General features: G+C 42.4%; 17 protein-coding genes and 2 pseudogenes. 5 read left to right on the forward strand and 14 right to left on the reverse strand.

Translation table 11 applies throughout. The annotated features are described in order from the left end of the window. Nucleotides 1–469: 469 nt before the first annotated feature. From EK22_RS20645 to EK22_RS20660, 4 genes are all read right to left on the reverse strand, one after another. Nucleotides 470–1,354 carry a CE1 family esterase gene (locus EK22_RS20645; RefSeq protein WP_020160993.1) on the reverse strand — a complete coding sequence of 295 codons (885 nt, stop codon included), beginning with the start codon at nucleotides 1,352–1,354 and terminating at the stop codon, nucleotides 470–472. Further along, entirely contained in the window at nucleotides 1,347–1,949 is a 603-nt protein-coding gene (locus EK22_RS20650; RefSeq protein WP_027147503.1) for a hypothetical protein, read from the reverse strand. The genes EK22_RS20645 and EK22_RS20650 overlap by 8 nt, the downstream gene beginning before the upstream one ends. A 58-nt stretch (nucleotides 1,950–2,007) precedes the next feature. Then, a complete protein-coding gene (locus tag EK22_RS20655) occupies nucleotides 2,008–2,532 on the reverse strand; it encodes a carboxymuconolactone decarboxylase family protein (protein WP_020160995.1) in 525 nt (174 codons plus the stop codon). A 68-nt stretch (nucleotides 2,533–2,600) separates the two neighbouring features. Next, nucleotides 2,601–2,927, reverse strand: a complete 327-nt coding sequence (locus tag EK22_RS20660) for an EthD family reductase (RefSeq protein ID WP_020160996.1) — start codon at nucleotides 2,925–2,927, stop codon at nucleotides 2,601–2,603. A gap of 124 nt (nucleotides 2,928–3,051) precedes the next feature. Here EK22_RS20660 and EK22_RS20665 point away from each other — a divergent pair, with 124 nt between their 5' ends. From EK22_RS20665 to EK22_RS20675, 3 genes are all read left to right on the forward strand, one after another. Then, complete coding sequence (locus tag EK22_RS20665) at nucleotides 3,052–3,924, forward strand: LysR family transcriptional regulator (protein ID WP_020160997.1); 873 nt, start codon at nucleotides 3,052–3,054, stop codon at nucleotides 3,922–3,924. 589 nt (nucleotides 3,925–4,513) lie between these two features. Beyond that, nucleotides 4,514–5,098 (forward strand): TetR/AcrR family transcriptional regulator, encoded by a 585-nt coding sequence (locus EK22_RS20670; RefSeq protein WP_161786479.1) that lies wholly within the window; start codon nucleotides 4,514–4,516, stop codon nucleotides 5,096–5,098. Between the two features lie 144 nt (nucleotides 5,099–5,242). Further along, nucleotides 5,243–5,803, forward strand: a complete 561-nt coding sequence (locus EK22_RS20675; RefSeq protein WP_036254061.1) for a carboxymuconolactone decarboxylase family protein — start codon at nucleotides 5,243–5,245, stop codon at nucleotides 5,801–5,803. A gap of 374 nt (nucleotides 5,804–6,177) precedes the next feature. Here the strand turns inward: EK22_RS20675 and glp are convergent, their stop codons facing one another. From glp to EK22_RS20715, 9 genes are all read right to left on the reverse strand, one after another. Further along, nucleotides 6,178–7,470, reverse strand: a complete 1,293-nt coding sequence (gene glp, locus EK22_RS20680; protein ID WP_051954274.1) for a molybdopterin molybdotransferase MoeA — start codon at nucleotides 7,468–7,470, stop codon at nucleotides 6,178–6,180. Between the two features lie 751 nt (nucleotides 7,471–8,221). Further along, complete coding sequence (locus EK22_RS23935; RefSeq protein WP_081918003.1) at nucleotides 8,222–8,521, reverse strand: MoeA family protein; 300 nt, start codon at nucleotides 8,519–8,521, stop codon at nucleotides 8,222–8,224. Nucleotides 8,522–8,557: 36 nt separating this feature from the next. After that, entirely contained in the window at nucleotides 8,558–9,490 is a 933-nt protein-coding gene (moaCB, locus tag EK22_RS20685) for a bifunctional molybdenum cofactor biosynthesis protein MoaC/MoaB (protein ID WP_036254062.1), read from the reverse strand. Between the two features lie 108 nt (nucleotides 9,491–9,598). Further along, entirely contained in the window at nucleotides 9,599–10,030 is a 432-nt protein-coding gene (locus tag EK22_RS20690; RefSeq protein ID WP_036254064.1) for a molybdenum cofactor biosynthesis protein MoaE, read from the reverse strand. A gap of 4 nt (nucleotides 10,031–10,034) precedes the next feature. Next, nucleotides 10,035–11,165 (reverse strand): molybdopterin-synthase adenylyltransferase MoeB, encoded by a 1,131-nt coding sequence (moeB, locus tag EK22_RS20695; RefSeq protein ID WP_036254065.1) that lies wholly within the window; start codon nucleotides 11,163–11,165, stop codon nucleotides 10,035–10,037. Between the two features lie 16 nt (nucleotides 11,166–11,181). Then, entirely contained in the window at nucleotides 11,182–11,415 is a 234-nt protein-coding gene (locus EK22_RS20700; protein ID WP_036254066.1) for a MoaD/ThiS family protein, read from the reverse strand. A 44-nt stretch (nucleotides 11,416–11,459) separates the two neighbouring features. Then, the gene (locus EK22_RS24440) at nucleotides 11,460–11,639 is read right to left on the reverse strand and encodes a hypothetical protein (RefSeq protein ID WP_125219514.1); all 180 of its coding nucleotides are present in this window, start codon (nucleotides 11,637–11,639) and stop codon (nucleotides 11,460–11,462) included. Further along, a complete protein-coding gene (moaA, locus tag EK22_RS20705; RefSeq protein ID WP_066984725.1) occupies nucleotides 11,636–12,670 on the reverse strand; it encodes a GTP 3',8-cyclase MoaA in 1,035 nt (344 codons plus the stop codon). The genes EK22_RS24440 and moaA overlap by 4 nt, the downstream gene beginning before the upstream one ends. 550 nt (nucleotides 12,671–13,220) lie before the next feature. Further along, on the reverse strand, nucleotides 13,221–15,449 hold the full coding sequence (locus EK22_RS20715; protein ID WP_036254069.1) for a molybdopterin-containing oxidoreductase family protein: 2,229 nt from the start codon (nucleotides 15,447–15,449) through the stop codon (nucleotides 13,221–13,223). Between the two features lie 602 nt (nucleotides 15,450–16,051). Here EK22_RS20715 and EK22_RS20720 point away from each other — a divergent pair. Beyond that, nucleotides 16,052–16,447: a LysR family transcriptional regulator substrate-binding protein gene (locus EK22_RS20720; RefSeq protein WP_369798238.1), complete on the forward strand. Its 396-nt coding sequence runs from the start codon at nucleotides 16,052–16,054 to the stop codon at nucleotides 16,445–16,447. A 2,267-nt stretch (nucleotides 16,448–18,714) separates the two neighbouring features. Here EK22_RS20720 and EK22_RS20725 read toward each other — a convergent pair. Continuing rightward, a pseudogene (locus EK22_RS20725) lies at nucleotides 18,715–18,984 on the reverse strand (RadC family protein); the annotation flags it as partial. Between the two features lie 156 nt (nucleotides 18,985–19,140). Here EK22_RS20725 and EK22_RS24445 point away from each other — a divergent pair. Continuing rightward, nucleotides 19,141–19,284, forward strand: a pseudogene (locus EK22_RS24445) (ISNCY family transposase); the annotation flags it as partial.

Genomic DNA, 19,284 nt, shown 5'->3' on the forward strand with positions numbered 1-19,284 from the left:
CTACGTGGCCCTCGCCATCGTGGCACGCAATATTCAGCGTTTGGGCGCCATGCTCCGCGAGCAAGAACAACAAGAAGCCGCTCGACGACGAGGCCCTTACAAAAAAGCGGCCTAAAGGCACGACTGGTGGCGGAAAAAAGGACGAAACACGGGAAAGGTGCGGCCAAAATTCGCCCGGAATAGCGGATTTGCACCATTGAGCACCACCAAAAGAGGAAATTGACTGACCTGCGCCGAAAAATGGCTGGAGTTAGGCTCAGTGAGTTGGCAGAATCATGAAAAAAAGCGAGTTTTCTTTCAGGCACTATTTAAGGCGCCTTAACGTTAAGTATAAACGTTTTTTCTCACTGGTTGATTCAAAGCGACGATAGTGAGGAGGGGATCGTTAATTTAGTCTGAGCAGGTTTAGGTGTCGGGTATAGAAAGTACACACAACAAGTCTGCAATTCTCAACGGTAGACCGTATCGCTTAACGACTTATCGAATCAAAGAAATCTAACAACGTATCATTAATACCCGGCCACTGCGCATGGAGTTTATCGCCTTCGCAATACCAAGTCTTTACGCCATTAGCGCAGCCAGAATAAGCCATGCAACCATTTTCAATTTGTTCAGGTATCGGCTCACATTTATTACATGCCGCCCACCAACCTGAAGACTGTACACCATACTTTGGAAACAAGTGGTCATTCGTGCTATGCATAATCATGACAGGGATAGGCTCCGGACACTTGCGATCACGTAAATCCTGATAATCGATACCGGCGGCACTGGGTGCAATCGCATGGGGGATATGTTTGGTTCCAGCCATAAACGCTAACGCCATCGCGGCAGTTCCACCGTCAGAATGCCCGGTAAGAAAGATACGCTGTTCGTCAACACACCATTTTTTGGCAATCAAGCCCGGAATAGTACCGAGTTCGATGGTTGAGGTAGGTGATAACTCGGGATGATCTGCATAAGCGACTATAAATCCGGCCGTCGTCGCTTTTAGCGTAAGTCCGGTCAATTTCTCGGTCTTTGCCCGATTTGATTTTGCCGGTGAATAAACCATCAGCAATGGATGAGCAATTGTGGGATCATAATTCAACGGCGTGCGTATATTGTATTTAATGCCTTCACCTGTTGATTCGCCATTATCCGCACCTGGATCACCCGGACGTGTACCGACTTCGCAGCGCGACTGAACCTTTTCGTTTTTATAAGACGTGTTGCCCATCTGCGAAAACTCGTCATTATCTTCGCTAAAAAAGATTAACAGCGTTATCAAGATAGGCATAAAAAACAGCAATATAAACACGCTATTGCGAAAAGTCAAAACGGTTTTAAATTTATCGAAATAGGTTTTAAACATCGGATGGCCCCGCTACAGGTTTATTGGCTGCGCGTTTCATTAAATAAAAAACTGCTGCTATAAAGACAAAGATTAATAGCGATTTTAATGGTAAATTGTCTGAGTATTCTTCTTCGAGACCTACTGAAAACGGTATGTGGCTATCAATGCTCTTGTCTTTATGCACAATCGCGACATGGGCCAGATAGTTACCTGCACCGAATTTACTGAAATCGACCACGCCATTGACCGTACCGGATTTTATTTTTGTCGGTTCCTTATAGAAAATCCGGGTTCCTTCCGGTTCTTTGGTGACTTCAAACTCGACGGTTAAATTGCGCAGGCCTTTGCCGTCATAATCGAACACCAGATTAGTCATTCCCAGATGAGGAATCGACTGACAATACTCTTTGGTGGTAAATGTTGGAGTATAGGCGGTAAAGTGTACCCGTTCATGACCCACCAGAATATTGCAGGCATCGACTTCATCATTTGCCCCCCTGTGTGCATAAACGACTGATGGTAAAGTAATGGTCAATAATCCAAATAGAGCTATAGCACGGCAAGCATGAGCTATCGTATTGAATAATGCTGGTAACGGAAAATTCTTTTTCATCTTCAAAACCTCTTTTGTATTTTGTTGAAGGCAGAATTATCAATTCATCTTCACTCATTCAACCGATATAGTTTAAAGTAAACAGCATCTTATCAGTATAATTGAGGCCGGATGAATTGGCGTCAATACCTATAGCGGTAATAAAACGGTTCATGCAATTCATGATGGCGCAGATACAGACGGAATCAAAATACGCATGTTCATCCCAACCCGCATCGAAGATTTTTTGAGCGTCTGCATAGGTAACTTGCTTAGGCGACAGGGTGAGTTTTTTAATTAAGCGAAGTATCGGTTTTAGCTTGTTATCGATTTTTGCGCTGTGAATACTCGTTTTTAAAGCTGCAAATACGGATTCGTCAAGACCTGAGGCTAATGAAGCGGCTTTATGGTATTCATAGCTCAGGCTGCATTGGTTCAGATATGACGTGTAAGCAAACAGTAATTGGCGCGTTTCCTTGCTGAAAGGTGATTGATTTCTCATGATTTCTTCCATGACCTTAAATAGTAATACCCGGCGACGCGGATATTTTTCCAGCATGTCGGATAAGGAATTAATGTCTGGGTTTGGTGGCAGGTATAACATCGTAGCTCCTGATGATAACATTATAAAATCGGCAATCGGCTGCTATACATAGCCCAATTGCCAGGGGATTAAAAATCGAAACTTTCAACTTCCGCGATCAAAAATAACGGCGCACCGCCTGTTGAAATATCAACGGCATGTTGTGCGGTTTCCTGTCCGCCCGGTGAATTTAAACAGGCTTCCAAATCCTGCATTGACGGAAAATAAACTTCGGCAATGCGATGGAAAGGCATTTGTTCCTGGCCGATGCTGGACTTGATCAGCGACGCAACAAAGCGGGTTTTTCCAGCCAGTTTTTCTACCGCCATCGGCACATGCTCCTCTGCATAGCGTTGTTCAAATCTATCGACATCGGCAGGTGTTGGGTACATCACAATCAATTTTGCATTTTTCATGGTTTTTCATTTTCATAGGATTCGTTTATGGTGATGTAATCCTATTCTCTGCTCATAAGTCTTGTAAAATACTAACTTTCTATGGAAGAATAGGTTTTGGCTATATAAGTTCGAGGAAGACACTATGGAAATGCACCAAATCCGTTATTTTTTAGCGGTTTGCGATCACGGCAGTTTTACCCGTGCCGCGCAATTCAGCTATATTTCCCAGCCATCTTTAACGCAATCCATTAAAAAACTGGAAGATGAATTAGGCGGGGAATTGTTCATCCGCGACCGTTCCGGCTGTTTGCTGACTTCGCTCGGCCGCTTGGTGGAGCCTAACTTTCGTAAGATATACAAGGAAACAGTCACGACTAAGGCCGATGCCCTTCGTTTTACCAAGTTGAACAATATCCCGTTGCGGATAGGCCTGATGGCAACGATAGGCGCACAACGTTTAAGCCCGATTTTTGCCCATTACAAGCATGAGTTTCCCAATATTGAATTTGAATTGATTATCGACTGTGAAACTTTATTATTGCAGCAACTGGAATCGGATTTGCTGGATTTGGTGATTAGCGCCCCTGTGCAATTGCTGGGTTCGCCCTATCAATCCACCTTGCTGTATACCGAAAAGTACGTAGTTGCGTTTAACAACAAGCATCGCTTTAATCACTTGAGCAAAATCGACCTCAAGGAAATCCAGTCCGAGCCTTATTTGGATCGGTTGAACTGCGAACTTAGGGATACTCTGCGGGCAATCTGCCAGGACCAGGAAGTCAACCTCTACGCCGCGTACCGTAGCAATAGCGAGGACTGGATCGTCAACTTGGTGCGCGCTGGCATGGGGGTTGCGTTGATGCCGGAGTACAGCCTGCCTGCAAACGCCGATGACGTGCGATGCCGTTATTTGAGCAATCCGGAAATCAGCCGCCAGATATATGCGATTTATTATCCGAAGAATGAGAAATATACTGAAATTAAGAACTTACTTACAGTTTTAATCCATAGGTAAATCCTATGTTTTCATAGGTAATTAGTCTTTTACAAACGCGCCTGATTTCTTGTAATATTATTTCAGACACATCAATAAAAAGCTTGCGCTCATTAGCTTACCTTCCTAAAGCCAAAAAAATAATTATGTGTCAACCTTATAGCTATATGATAAGGCTATGGAAAGCAGTATAAATACCAAATATTTTGATCTGATTGACTGACTAGGCTTTTCTCAACTTCTTACTCTAAATAAGGTAATTTACGGCGAGACAGGATGTCTGTATCTGAGGTGGAACATAATGAATGATGTGAAAAAAAATCTTGTTAGCGCTAGGCCTGCTTTTTTTACTGGCTCAATTGATCACTGTCTTTCTGGTTGGGACAAAAGGAATTTGGGCTGGATTTTGACTTTTAATGCGCATAACGGGAAATTTAGCCCAAAATGATACTGAATATTCAAAGATGCAGTTGTCCACTGTGTTGGTTGAGCAAACTGGGCCTCATTGCCTTGGGATTCGCATCTCGCATAAACCAAACGTGCTATTGACTTAATGCTATTTATCGACTTATTCCGTACCAAACGGAACAGAAAGGCCAATGCAAAATTTATGAGAACACGCGAATTCGATACCCGACAAGCCATCGCCAGCGCCATGGAAGTATTTTGGAGGAAGGGTTACAAGGGCGCATCGATGACTGAACTTTTGGCTGCTATGGGCATCGGCAAGGGCAGCTTTTATGCGGCTTTTGGCAGTAAACACGAACTCTACCTGCAAGCGCTTAGGCATTTCCGCGACACTGGCATGTTGTTCAAACATTTAAAGGCCTTGCCAGAAGCAAATTTTGCCTACGAATCATTAAGGAAGTTATTCGACCAATTGATTGAGCGAACCATTAACGAACAAAAAACCTGCATGCTAGGTAAAGCAGTGTTGGAGTTTCGAGGTCAAGACCCCCAAGTTGCGGAAATCGTCAATATGGGGATATCACAATTAGAAAATGTTATTCTCGAAATCCTGTCAAAAGCGCAAGCCACAGGTGAAATATCTAAAGGCCGCGATCTACAGGTATTGTCCTCCTACTTAACCGCTGCTTTTTATGGAATCCAGGTGCTGGGAGTTGCCAAGCCTTGCCGGGAAAATCTTGAACAAGTAGGGGCTATCGCGTTGTCGATTGTTTTTCCAAACCAATAATCATTATTTTAATGATCCCGGCCATATTTTTTTATTATTTATGTACCAATCAGTACATAATTTTCAATCGTATTAGGGAGGTGATTTTTAGCTTAAAACTAACTAATTTTTTAATTCAATTTCAACTTTACCAAGGAGAACAACATGTCTTTTTTACTTTCTAGTCCAGGCACGACTAATCTACCAGACGTTTTTCAAAAATATCCTAAAAGGGGTATTATGATTTTGCACCTCATCGACGACATCATGCGAGAAGAATCGCCTTTGACGGACGGCGAGCGTGAACTCATTTTCACTTATATATCCGGCTTAAATTCCTGCAGTTTTTGTTTTCATTCTCATGTGCCTGCAGCCACCGCTTACGGAATTGATGAATCGATATTCGGTGACATGAAGATTAACCTTGATTCGCCTAAAGTCGATAAAAAACTACAGCCGATATTGAGCTACGCCAAAAAACTTACACTAACGCCTACGCAAGTCACCAAAGCAGATGTCGATGCAATTTATGCTGAGGGATGGAATGAACAAGCCTTTTTTGATGTGGTGTGCATCTGCTGCGTGGTCAATTTTATGAACCGATTCGTCAATGGGGTTGGTGTCGATGTCGATCCGGAAACCGCGCATCAAACCGGGGCTTCAGTTTTGCCTACAATCGGCTATTCCGGTTGGGCGGCAAACTTGGAAAAATCGCTTGCTTCATAGTTGTGCTTCGCAGTTCAGTAATTGGCAGGGAACGCTTCCGTTATCCCTTTCTACCGCGCTGAGGATCGTAACTTGAGACAGGAATAACCCGATAAGCGTGATTCAGGGTTGAATCGCACTTATCGGGGATAGAGCATCTTTTTGATATTCGAACGAGAAGAGCACAGTTAGAAAGCGGTGAGTGTAACGAAGGGCTAGTCGTTATTTATGTAGGCGGAGGGATCTAAGGCGCGGATTCAACAATCTTTGTTAACTGTTGCGAACCAGTTGAGCGCTAAAAATGTCCCATCGGTATTTGTTAAGGACGAAGCATGTCAGAATTTTGTTTAATTAATCGGTTCGTAATTACTTAACTCAGTTTTTTTACTCAAACTTTATAACCAGTTACCAAAAGGTTGCACGATAACCTTTTCACCAGCTTCCACTCGGGTTTGATCAGCTGCCAAGATTATGAAGCAGTTGGCTTGCGACATGGAAAGTAAAATACCAGAACCTTGCTCACCGGTCTTGCATACTGTCAACCCGCCATCAGACGCCTGGCTCAAAATGCCGCGCTGATACTCTACTCTTCCCGCTCGTTTTGTTAAAAGCAAACTGTTCATCGCTTGTAAAATTAAAGGCGGACGAACGATTTCGCCACTTAAATGCTGTAGTGCCGGATGCACAAACTGGTTAAAACTTACCATCATCGCCACTGGGTTACCTGGCAAACCAAAAAACAATGCTTGTTCTAGACAGCCAAAGGTTAATGGTCGTCCTGGCTTCATTGCCACCTTCCAAAAAACAATTTCGCCTAATTCGTTCAACACTTGACGTATATAATCTGCCTCTCCGACCGAAACTCCGCCGCTACTAATAATGACATCATGGTTTTTCGCAGCTACTTGCAATGTATTGTGTAGTTGTATTTGGTCGTCACCAACCACGCCTAAATCAGTTATATTGCAATGCAAGCGGCTCAACATCCCAAACAGGACATTTCGATTACTATCGTATATCTGTCCAAGCTGTAAGGCTTCTCCTATTGGCTGCAATTCATCACCTGTGGAAAAAAAGGCTATCCGCAAGCGCGGCATTACAGCAACATTATTGATGCCTAAGGAAGACAACACCCCTAAATCTGCCGCCGTTAACCGTCGACCACATGTCAACACTGTTTGTCCTAATCGAATATCCTCACCAACGAATCGAATATTTTCTACTAGCCTAGTACGGCCATCAATTCTAATACTTGCTGCGCCGAGCATTTCGACATGCTCCTGCGGGATCACCGTATTGCAACCGGCAGGAATCACTGCTCCTGTCATTATGCGGACACACTCGCCACTTGTGCATCTCCCAAGAAATGGATGACCGGCAAAACTATTCCCAACTACCTTTAATGTGACAGTCCCATTCCGAGGTATATCATCGGCACACAAGGCAAACCCATCCATCGCCGAATTATCATAAGGAGGAACATTCATTTCAGCAATAATATCTTCAGCCAACACACGATCAATGGATTGTCGCAAAGACAACCGTTCTTGCTTCGTAAAAGCCAATGGTTTTATGCAATCTATAATAAATTGCTGTGCAACATCAACAGTTATTGCTGTTGGATCATGCTCGTCACCGCAACTTGATTTGCTTAGATGAAGTCTTCCGCTATCTATATTATTAGGCATAACACTCCGAAACTATCATGATCACTCACTGTTGCCGATACACTTCTGATTTGTTCCATATTGCTGATATGACTTATCATATTACCTTTTGCTAAAGTTACTACCATAGCCTGAAAAGAATAGATAAGATGAACTCGATAGCGTTGATAAAGCCAACGTCCATCCAAAACTTCAACACTCTGCTTACGTGGGTTATTGTTAATAGTTTGTGTTTCTTTTAAATCGCAATACAAGTGTGTTGTCCTACTACTGATTAATTTTCTGCATTTTATTATTGACGCATGTGTTAAAAAGACCCTCATCACCTTTTCGCTACTTAGCGAAAGAGTCGAAATTAACGAACTCCTTTTGGAGGTAAGAAAACGCCTGGGCAACAAGCGCCAAAACCCAGTACACGCGCATCAAATGTACTGATATTATTGATGATGAAGGTCTGTAAGCTGCTTACTTCATTTAATAGCATTTATTTCAACAAACAGGATTGACGGTTAGCTCCACCAGTGCAACCATTAGCAATCAATTTCAGCCATCACCGCATGAGGGGCTAAGTTTATATGGCCGGTAAATATTGCCAGTTGCATAGTTGCTGATGGAGCTAACCGTCAACCCTGTTTAACGAAATTTTTTTTTTACAGCAGGTTCTTGTTATATCAATTCAATTAATGTGCCCAAAAGTCACAAAAACTCGACAATTTAGTTATACTCCGAAGCCACTGCGAATGCAGTTGATCTCCTTCGGAAACTAAGTTTCTTACTCCTTAGGCACAACCGAATCCAGGTCTTCAGGAACAATTGCACCAGTGCTGATTCGGTAAGCAGAATGGAGCACTATTTTTTCTCCAACCGGAAAATCTGCGCTGCTTTCTTCGGCAATAGGTAGCACAACGGGATAATTTTCTCTTGTTTTTTCGGCATCCTGCCAGGAGACAGCAAAGCCATCCAAAGCACTGTTTGTATAAGGGGGCGAAGAGATTGTTGCTAGCGTCTTTTCGGCAAGAACATAGCCAAGAGAATCAGATGTTGCAACAACGCGTGTCTCTATTAGGCATATTTTCCTTCATTATTTCAATAGCTTAATTTATGGATATCACTTTTTTACCCAGCGTTTTTCTTCATCATGTCCGCCACCCCACAGCATAGGGAAAGCATGTAAAAGTCCAGGGAAAAGTGCTTCCATACTTTCCTGCGCACCTTTGGAACTTCCTGGTAAATTAATGATTAATGTTTTGTCGCAGATGCCAGCCAGTTCGCGTGACAACATTGCATAAGGTGTGCGTTCTTTACCATGGCGGCGTATAGTCTCAGCCAGACCGGGTGCTTCTTTTTCGATGACTTTGGCCGTTGCTTCCGGAGTTATGTCCCTAGGGCCAAAACCCGTTCCACCGGTTGTAATTACCAGATCAAAATGTTCAGCTACTAGTTGCCGCAAGCGATTTGATATTTGGTCTGAATCATCGGGTAAAATTTCATAGACCGGAACCGAGAGGTCTTTATCTTCCAAAAATAGTTTGATGATTTTTCCAGACGTATCTTCGCGGTTTCCGGCATATGTTGAATCAGAAATAACAAGAACAGCCGATTTTAATGGTTCGGCAAAATATTCTATAAAACTGCTTTTGCCTCCCTTTTTCTCAACCAGTTTTACATCGGAAAAAGAGATGTTTTCATCTAACGGTTTAAGCATATCATAGACGTTTAACAGCGCGCCCGTAACTGCAGCCATAGCTTCCATTTCAACACCGGTTTTCCAGATTGCTTTTACTTCCGCTGAAATTTTTATGGTGTCTTTGCCGATATCAAAACTTATACCCACCCAATCCAAAGGAAGAGTATGACAAAACACAATCCAGGCAGCAGCATTTTTCGCAGCGGTTATGCCTGCTGCCCGTGCAACCTGTAAAACATCTCCTTTGGGAACAGTTTTTTCAGTCACCCGTTTTATTGTTTCCGAATTAGCCGTTAAAATTCCTTCGGCTTTCGCATATCTTAATGTGCTGAATTTTGGACTAATATCGATCATTTTGTATTTTTAAACTATTATTTTGTTTTTGCATTTAATTGAATAAATTACCAGAAAAATTACATTTTCAACTGACCTTGCATTTTCCGATAAAAATGTTCTTAAAAGTTATTCCTGAACCCAGTGCACAGATTTATCTTCCATGATTTCTTTTTTCCAGATGGGAACTTTGTGTTTAATACCTTCAACAATCTGTTTCATCGCTTTAATACTTTCTTTACGATGCCCGGAAGAGCAAAAAACAAAAAGAGATAATTCTCCGGTTTTTACCAATCCGGTACTATGGTATATGTGCAGACAATTTAACGGCCATTGTTCAAAAGCTTCTTCACGAATTTTTGAAAACGCCTGGTTGGCCATGTCTTCATAAGCCGAGTATTCAATCCCGGCCACATGTTTCCCCACTTTTTCATCAGCACGTACCTGACCGAGAAAAATAGAATGGGCGCCTATATCATGTTTAGAGCTATGTTTTGCTATCTGCTCACCGATAAAAACCGGATCGATAGCTCCCTGGATAAAATAATTTCTGGCGTTCATGGTTCTATTTTTTTTCCTCTTTCAACCAGGCTACCAAACCGCCTGTAAGATTAAATACATTTTTAAGTGTTTGATGATTTGGCAGCATTCTAATTGCCCGGATGCTGTTGATTCCGTGGTCACAATAAAAAACAACCTGGCAATCGTTTTTCAATATGTTATGAATATTAGCCTGCAAATTATTTAGCGGGATGCGAATAGCATTCGGCAATTCCTCTTGGAATTCGGGTATCGAACGAACATCAATCAATTGTATTTTTTCGTTGTTTTGTAATTTTTTGTGCAGATCAACAGCGCTGATTTCATTTATTTTTTGCTGACTTGAACTGCAAAAACTTTCATAATCAAATGACTCAAAATCCGGGGCATTTTGCAAAGCCTGCTGCACAGCCTGTTCGTTTCGTTGAATGGAAAACAGCATTGTTTGATTGCTCAATGCATCGAACATCAAAACTTTTCCTGATAAAACTTCGCCTACTCCGCAGATCATTTTTATAACTTCGTTTGCCTGCAAATTACCGATAATTCCCGGAAGAACGCCAATGACACCATTTTGCGAACAATCTGGTGCTGTTTCGGGTGCCGGGGGGTTGGGAAACAGGCAGCGATAAGTTGGGCATTTATTGCCTTGATTATCTGTAAAATTTAATACACTCAACTGTCCCTGAAAGCGGTCTATTGATCCTGAAACAAAAGGTTTATCCAGGTAAACACAAAAATCGTTAATCAAATAACGGGTTGGAAAGTTGTCTGTAGCATCAACAACGACATCATATTGGGAAATCAAATCGACAGCATTTTCCGGAGACAATCTTTGAGTGTATGCCTTTAAAACAATATTGGGATTGAGATCCTTTAAACGATTTACTGCGGCTTCGGCTTTGAATTCTCCAACCTGTGAAAAGCCATACAACACCTGGCGATGCAAATTAGAAACCGCAACTTTATCGGGATCTACAATACCAACCCTGCCGACACCGGCTCCAGATAGATACATTAAAGTAGGGCAGCCCAATCCGCCTGCACCGATGACCAGTACTTTTGCTTTTTTTAAAGCCTGTTGTCCTGTTTTGCCAATCTGAGGTAAAATCAAGTGGCGGTGATAATACTGAATTTCCTCTTTATTTAGGTTCATGGTTGCCTTTAAAAAATCAGCCCCCAGCAAAGGGGGGCATAACTGCGACCGAATCGTTATCAAAAAGAAGGTAATTGTCTTCAACCATTTGCTGATTTACAGCCATTCTATACGTATAGTCTTTTAAATTCGGATAATTTGTGATTAACTTGCTTTTCAAGTCAGTCATATTGCCTGTGTCTTGAATCGTCAACATGTTTTTCCCCACCACATCACTCAGAACACCAAAAAAAATCACATTAACCTGCATAGTTTTTCCTTACGTTTTAATGGAAACGGGTTATGTTTCTCTGTTTAAATAAAATTTATAGCTTTTACTCTTATATCAATCCGGCTACCAGTGCGATCGTCAGGTGTGGCAAAAGAAATGAAACCAACAGCAAGCGCAACTGCCAGCGGTAATAGTGTTCTCAAGTCACCAATGGAGCCAGACCATTCCGAAAATAAAAATCTATTTTTAAGTTTTTCCATCATCCACCTATCTGTGCCATTGAAAGATGATTTTTTGAAAAATGAATTATTTGCTGCGTACGCTGTTCCGATTCAAATCCGTCTTTTGCCCTTTTGGACACGGCATCTCTAATTGCCGTTTTTATTTCCTGATCACTTTTTCCTGAGCGCAGCATGTCTTTTAAATTTACGTCGCCATGATCATAGAGACAGGTTTTGAATGTGCCGTCGGGAGTGAGCCTTAAACGGCTGCATGTTGAACAGAATGTTCTGGAATGACCGGCGATGATGCCGACTTTTCCCCTAAATCCAGGGATTTCAAAAATCCGGGCAGTTGAACACATTTTAAGATGTTCGATCATTTCAGGAAAAGAATTCTGCAAAGTTTTGATAATTTCTTCTGCAGAAAGTGTATCGTTTGAAAAGTGCCCGCCGTTAAAAGGCATTTGTTCAATAAAGCGGACTTCAACTTTATTACTTTTGGCCAACATAGCAAAGTCAACAATTTCATTGTCATTGACGCCTTTGAGAACCACCATGTTCAATTTAACGTTCAGATCCGTTAGCAGAATTTTATCAATGCTATTCCACACCCGTTCAAAATCATCACGTCGGGTAATTTTATAAAAAACGTCTCGCTTTAACGAATCAAGACTGATGTTAATACTGCCTGATTTTATTTTTTGAAACAATGGAATAGTATCTTCTAAAAAATAGGCATTCGTTGTTAAATTGATTGTTTCCAGTTTTTCATATTGATTTATTCTGATTAAAAAATCAGGCAGGCCTTTACGCACAAAAGGCTCACCACCGGTAATGCGCACTTTGGTTACACCTAAATCCAAAAATAGTCCAAGCAGGTGTTCCATTTCCTGAAAACGCAGAATATCATCACGTGCTTTAAGATCAATTCCCTCCTTTGGCATACAATAAGTACAACGGAAATTGCAACGGTCGGTAACAGCAAGCCGCAGATAATTTAAATGACGCCCCTGGGAATCAATCAGAAGGGAAGCTGTTGAATTTTTTTGGTGTGTAGTATGTAAATAATCCACGCTTATTTTACTCCTTTTCAAGTTCGAGAAGCTTTGCTGTTTCTTGCAAAACCCTATCGAGGCCATGAACCCAACAATCATATTTAAATCGTCTGCAAGCTCGAAGTTAATTTAAATAGTGCGCTAAGATATACAAAACGTTTTTACTGATTTTTTATTTAATAAGGACAAAAAAATCATTAGCATATGCTGTATTTCTTTTTATTAAGATTTTGGCTCTTTGAGTTTTACACAATTTCCGTGACCGTATTTTATAAGCAGCCGAAAAGGCTGATTTATACGAGTGTAGTCGGATCAATTACTGAACGAACTTCCACGCACGAGCTCATGTTTATGTTTACAATTAAGGACGAGCAATCATTCCGCGCAAACTTTGGAAGAGTTGACGCTTTTACAGCCTATCGACTCGATGATTTTCATGACAGGTATAACGATTTAGAATGTTTGTGGTAAGGAGTCTATCGATTTAAAATCGATAGACTCCTTACCTGATCTAAGCTCTATTTCAAACTACTATTAAGCCTGATTGCCATGTGCGCACCACAAAGGTTTAAGCCGAATAACTTGTTCCTTCGGTTCCATCCTCCACTTTATAGACCTTGCAAGCCAACCCTCTGAGTTGGAAGTTGCCTTGTTCCTTATCACAGTATTCGTCAGAGTCATGAAGTATGACCGCATCCGCCGATTTCCAGAGACTCGATAACGCCGCACCAGGTTCTTCACTTCCTGTTGTTTCCGGGTACCACCAGCCATGAGGAACCCTGACTACGTTAGGATGTGTGTCATTACTGAGCCACGACCTGAGTTTGATTCTTTTTCCGCTAGTTGATTCCACCCATGCCCAATCCCCATCCGACAGGTCTATATCGTAGGCCGTATCCGGATGGATTTGCATGCGGGGATCCGGCTCGCGGCTACGCAGCTCTTTAGTGGATCGGCCTAGGCCAAAACTGTGAAACCAATAGTTTTCGCGCATGCCGGTGAAAAAAGTCAACGGATGCGTCTTAGCCAACTCCGGTTTCCTCACATGGCTTTCCGGTGGTTCAACCCAACTAGGCAAGGGATCATAGCCTAGCTCTTCGAAAATGCTTGAATAGAGTTCAACTTTTCCGCTAGGTGTGCCAAAGCCGGTTTGTTCGTATTTCTTGAAAGTTATTTCAGGCGCGGAAGCCCGAACCTGGGTTGATAATTTTTCCCATGTTAATCCCGCAGGCTTTAACCGTTCATCGTACGCCTCTTCCATGCTTGCCGGCCAATCCTTCTCTTGTCCCAGACGAACGCCAAGCTCACGCCATAGCATCCAGTCGTGCATACATTCTCCTGGCGCCTCCACTGCTTGCTCTCCCCCTTGATAGATTGGAATCCAATCCCAGTAATTGAACAGGTTCGGTCTTTCCAGCCAATGTGTGGCCGGCAGAATATAATCGGCGAGTTGGGCCGTGGGCGACTTGATAAGATCCATAACCACTAACAAATCCAGGTTCATCAACCCTTCGTAAATGTGAGTGGTGTTGGGGTAACTGTTTAAGGTGTTGTTACATTGCGATATAAGTGCCCTCAAGCGGTAAGGCTTGCCTGTTTTCATCGCTTCCCACATGCTTGCAGGGTGCGCCATCGCGCCGCCGGATACCTGGTTTGAATATTTTTTGCCCCAAACCTTTTCCATTGCTGGGCCGGTCTTTTCGAGTGTTTCCCAGCTCAAGAGCTTAAAGCGGTCAACACCGAGTTGTTTCTTGCGTTGTTCAGGCGATAGCCTCTCATTGAGTTCGAATTCATCATCCGATGAAATTTCCGGATGGTACCCCATTAACAGTTCGCCCCCGGGTACATCGAGATTACCGGTGATGGATCTCAATATGGTTAAGGCTCGTAAAGTCTGGGTGCTATTGGCATGGTGATCCGGTACTGCTCCCCAGGGGATCACAGCGGGACCAGTAGTGGCATACATTCTGGCAGACTCGCGAATCTTATCTGCTGGCGCTCCAGTAATTTCTGACGCCCACTCCGGAGTGTATTCCTTCACTCTTTCAGCGAGTTGTTCAAAACCAACCGTCCATTTTTCTACAAATTCTTTGTCATAGAGGTCTTCTTCGATGATCACATTAATCCAGGCCAGTAAATAGGCACTGTCCGTAGCAGGCTTAACCTGCAGAAAGATGTCCGCTTGATCACTATAGCTATTACGGCGTGGATCTGTGACGATCAGCTTTGCGCCCCTATCCAGGGCACCCTTAATCCACAGGTACTCAGCCGTCCATCTTTGCGGACCCGGAGCGTGGCCTAAAAGTACGATGCATTTGGTATTATGAAAGTCTGGAAACTGCCAAAAGCCGTAAGTCGCTTTACTGGGCACCGTGGAATTGGCTAAACACACGTATCCCGTCCAAGTCCAGTTCGGACTCCCCAGTAAGTTCATAAATCTTCGTGAGGCCGCACCGGCGTTAGAGCTCCAGCCATAAGTGCTGCCAATTGTTTCCGGGCCGTCTTCGGCTATCAACTGCTTCATCTTATCGGCAATCTCATCTAAAGCTTGCTTCATGCTAATTTGTTCCCACTGACCCGAGCCGCGCTCACCGATTCTTTTCAGCGCATGCGTTAATCGGTCTGGATGGGTAATGTACTTATTTGCGTTGGCCCCCTTGACACAGATCGAATTCGGCGTGAGGGCATGATCCGGATTTTTTTTAATTGATTTCACCTTACCGTCTTCAACGGTGACAAGAAGTCCGCAATTGATATCGCAAGTACTGCAGATGGCCCATTTCGTTTCTTTGCTCATTTTTTAGCCTCTCAAAATTTTTCACTGACTAACAATCCTCTTCAACCAGACTTAGTTAATGCTGCTAATTCGCAGTGGCGATATAACGGATGAAACAACATAAATTTAGTCATTCTGGCTTCTTAGATACTGCTTGCCTATAGTCTAATAGATATAGACTATATATGATGACAAGCTGTCGTTAAATGCAACGGTAGAAAAATTAATCTACCTCTTATATTTAATAACATTTTTGTACCTGTTGTAGAAATACTATAGGGGGAATGCCGGTTTGTAAAATACTGTTTATCTATGTTTATATAGGCTAAGACTATTTATTAAATGAGGGTGTAACAGACCTGTTGTTTTATTATTATGGAGCATGGGTTTTTCTAACTTAGAAAAAGACATCCGCAACAGATTTAATACACCGCTCTTTCGCTGAGATTGGCTTAGATGTCCGCTTGGATTGCTTAATCAGTATTTTGGAATCATAAAAGTGACTAAGTACGTGTAATTAGAGCTCGCGCTTGCTGCCATACTCCGCAAAAAAAAGTGATTTTTTCGAGGCCCATTGCAGTTAATAGATCCTTCATTGAAACTTTTCGCCCTATCAATCCACCTTGCTGTATACCGAAAAGTACGTAGTTGCGTTTAACAACAAGCACCGCTTTAATCACTTGGGCAAAATCGACCTCAAGGAAATCCAGTCCGAGCCTTATTTGGATCGGTTGAACTGCGAACTTAGGGATACTCTGCGGGCAATCTGCCAGGACCAGGAAGTCAACCTCTACGCCGCTTACCGTAGCAATAGCGAGGATTGGATCGTCAACTTGGTGCGCGCTGGCATGGGGGTTGCGTTGATGCCGGAGTACAGCCTGCCTGCAAACGCCGATGATGTGCGTTGCCGTTATTTGAGCAATCCGGAAATCAGCCGCCAGATATATGCGATTTATTATCCGAAGAATGAGAAAAATACTGAAATTAAGAACTTACTTACAGTTTTAATCCATAGGTAAACCCTATGTTTTCATAGGTAATTAGTCTTTTACAAATGCGCCTGACTTCTTATAATATTAATTCAGACACATCAATAAAAGGCTTGCGCTCATTAGCTTACCTTCCTAAAGCCAAAAAAATAATTATGTGTCAATCTTATAGCTATATGATAAGGCTATGGAAAGCAGTATAAATACCAAATATTTTGATCTGATTGACTGACTAGGCTTTTCTCAACTTCTTACTCTAAATAAGGTAATTTACGGCGAGACAGGATGTTTGTATCTGAGGTGGAACATAATGAATGATGTGAAAAAAATCTTGTTGGCGCTTGGACTACTTTTTTTATTGGTTCAATTCATTACATTTATACTAGTTGGAACCAAAGGTATTTGGTCTGGCTATTGATTTTTAATAAAGTAAGCCAAGCCTAAACCGAACAGGAAAAGTATTTCAGGCATTTTAACCGTATCAAATCACCTAAGTGAGCTTGTAAATAGTGGTAGCTAACGGCCCTAATTTGATACAGTCCTAATAAAAGGAGGAACAGATTTTGGAAAAAATAAATCAGTACGAATGCCTAACAGAAGCAATCCGTCAAACATTACTATTTGTGTATAAATACAGATACCAATTCGCACTAATTTTGGGGTTTATAATTGCCTTTTTTCCTTCATTAATATTTTTTTTCTACAGTGTTTTCGGTTTAAAGGAATAGCTTCCCATTGTTAATTTAGACCTTAGTTGTGTCAATTCATTAAATGTTATCAGACGATCAATTGATTTGTTGAGCATTTAACGAGAGACAGAAACCTTAAAAAAGACACGTCTTCGAAAAGCATAAGTTCGAAAAGATTGATATGAATGTAAATACCTGTAGAAACCCACGAAAATAAACCATAAGACTTGAAAACATCTACATTTTCAGTCTGGTTTATTTGTGAGTATCTGACCGCTTCAACCCGTACTAGATGATGAGTCGAAGTTCTTTGCAATCAGCCTACAGACATCGCTCAGGGTTCACAATGTAAACAAGATGGCCACGCTTTTTGTACTTTTTTTGTTGTGATTGATTTTGGATTAAGCTCAATGATAGTTCCGAAGCTTAATTGTGTTCAAGAGGGCTTTGCGTATGGTAGCTCATATTTTAAAAATGGTTTGGGCTTTTCTTTTTTTCCAATGCCCATTCCATAACCTTTCTTTACGTTTTGAATGACTGTTTTCAAGGTCTAATCGGACGTAAGCCAGAAATTAATGACGGTCTCTTGAAGGCCGCTATGAATAGTTATCTATCTATAGCAGCCACTGTATAGGGTTAGGGAATGGCTTTCACCGTCCCTCCCTCCGAACCTGGTGATTAGCGAAATCAGAGAGGCAACCTATAAAGCCTGGGTGTTATAGATTTCGAAGCTAACAAAGCGACATGAAAACGAATGTACAAAGAGCGAGCCATCATATGCAGGTGGATGCTATGTAACTTCATTAGCTTCTGTATCTATATGCAATAATCGGTTTAAACAACGCATTCAAGAACAATTATGGCGGCGAGTTGAGCCCCAATTCAGAGGCGGGGACAGAAAATCGGAACAGTTTAATGCCAAGCGAGTCGTTTCTCTTGGTGGAACTACTTCATCCTGAGTGACCGCTTTGGGGACAAGGGGCGGATCATGGTCGGCCTCTGAATGGCCGCTTTACGACTTAAACCTGCCATATACCTATGCTTCCTGTACGTCAGAAATTGGCCGTTGGCTGACGATGGGTAATCCTAAAATTTGATAATTGCCAATGCCCGCTTTCATTGAAATATCCTGTATTTTCTTATTTGCACACATCGTGGTTCCTGAGTGATGTTTGCAGGCTGTTTTATACCCCCGCACTCTGCCTATCTATTACCGCCAAGCCATCATCAATTGACACAACACGGGCGTACAGCAACATTAAACGCCAAGCCGAATAAGGGATAGCCCGAGCATCATCGGAATCCGGCCTAGCCCTCCATTTTCGGATTGTCGAAGACCCTTTTTTTGGGTTAAACGACACACCCACCAAGGCCGCCGCTACACTCTGTGACCAACCCGTCAGTTTTACCAAACAGTCCACCTCTTGGGGTGACGGCGGCACATAAGCCGGGTGGCCGAATGGCAAAGCACACGGCCGGTTCCTAAATGCTTCTAGCGATACCGGCAACGAACCGCCGACATCATAAATAGGTACTATTTCCATGACTATCTCTTTAAATAATAGGGTAAAAAAGGGGGGCTATATAAGCCCCCATCAAGTTAAAGGGCTACATAAGCCCAGCCTCCGCGAAACTGTAGGTTTCTTTGTGGCTCACGATTATGTGATCTAAGATTCTAACGTCGAACAGTTTCAACGCTTCAATTAGCTTAGTGGTGATACTGCGGTCGGCGACCGATGGCTCTGTCAATCCCGAGGGGTGGTTGTGAAAAATAGCTATTGCCGCAGCATTGCACAAAAGAACCTCTTTTGCCACTTCCCTTGGATATACGCTGGCACCATCGATTGTGCCTCGAAACATCAACTCAGACTTAATTAGTGTTTGAATGAAAATTAATTAATCTCATATTCATCAATAGGTTATAATGATTTTCCAACACGAAGATGTGTTGCCCTGACCCCGGTTTTGTCTTATTTCCAGCGAAAATCGGCCCGTAACCGCCTAAAAGCCAAAATCTTCATCCCTCGAATTCGCATGCGCACCGTCATTCAGCCTCAACTCAAATTCGGTGAAACCGATATTGCCGCCATTGTCATTGATCCTAAATCACGTGATGACATTCCCCAACTACTGCGTGGACTGCAATACATTTATACCGAGGTCAGCTTGCGTCAGCGG

It is taken from the genome of Methylobacter sp. BBA5.1, from assembly GCF_000746145.1.
GTDB lineage: Bacteria > Pseudomonadota > Gammaproteobacteria > Methylococcales > Methylomonadaceae > Methylobacter > Methylobacter marinus.

Excerpts from the sequence above, each read along its gene's own strand:
- EK22_RS20645 (WP_020160993.1), bottom strand. The coding sequence starts at position 1,354 with ATGTTTAAAACCTATTTCGATAAATTTAAAACCGTTTTGACTTTTCGC.
- EK22_RS20650 (WP_027147503.1), bottom strand. The coding sequence starts at position 1,949 with ATGAAAAAGAATTTTCCGTTACCAGCATTATTCAATACGATAGCTCAT.
- EK22_RS20655 (WP_020160995.1), bottom strand. The coding sequence starts at position 2,532 with ATGTTATACCTGCCACCAAACCCAGACATTAATTCCTTATCCGACATG.
- EK22_RS20660 (WP_020160996.1), bottom strand. The coding sequence starts at position 2,927 with ATGAAAAATGCAAAATTGATTGTGATGTACCCAACACCTGCCGATGTC.
- EK22_RS20665 (WP_020160997.1), top strand. The coding sequence starts at position 3,052 with ATGGAAATGCACCAAATCCGTTATTTTTTAGCGGTTTGCGATCACGGC.
- EK22_RS20670 (WP_161786479.1), top strand. The coding sequence starts at position 4,514 with ATGAGAACACGCGAATTCGATACCCGACAAGCCATCGCCAGCGCCATG.
- EK22_RS20675 (WP_036254061.1), top strand. The coding sequence starts at position 5,243 with ATGTCTTTTTTACTTTCTAGTCCAGGCACGACTAATCTACCAGACGTT.
- glp (WP_051954274.1), bottom strand. The coding sequence starts at position 7,470 with ATGCCTAATAATATAGATAGCGGAAGACTTCATCTAAGCAAATCAAGT.
- moaCB (WP_036254062.1), bottom strand. The coding sequence starts at position 9,490 with ATGATCGATATTAGTCCAAAATTCAGCACATTAAGATATGCGAAAGCC.
- EK22_RS20690 (WP_036254064.1), bottom strand. The coding sequence starts at position 10,030 with ATGAACGCCAGAAATTATTTTATCCAGGGAGCTATCGATCCGGTTTTT.
- moeB (WP_036254065.1), bottom strand. The coding sequence starts at position 11,165 with ATGAACCTAAATAAAGAGGAAATTCAGTATTATCACCGCCACTTGATT.
- EK22_RS20700 (WP_036254066.1), bottom strand. The coding sequence starts at position 11,415 with ATGCAGGTTAATGTGATTTTTTTTGGTGTTCTGAGTGATGTGGTGGGG.
- EK22_RS24440 (WP_125219514.1), bottom strand. The coding sequence starts at position 11,639 with ATGATGGAAAAACTTAAAAATAGATTTTTATTTTCGGAATGGTCTGGC.
- EK22_RS20715 (WP_036254069.1), bottom strand. The coding sequence starts at position 15,449 with ATGAGCAAAGAAACGAAATGGGCCATCTGCAGTACTTGCGATATCAAT.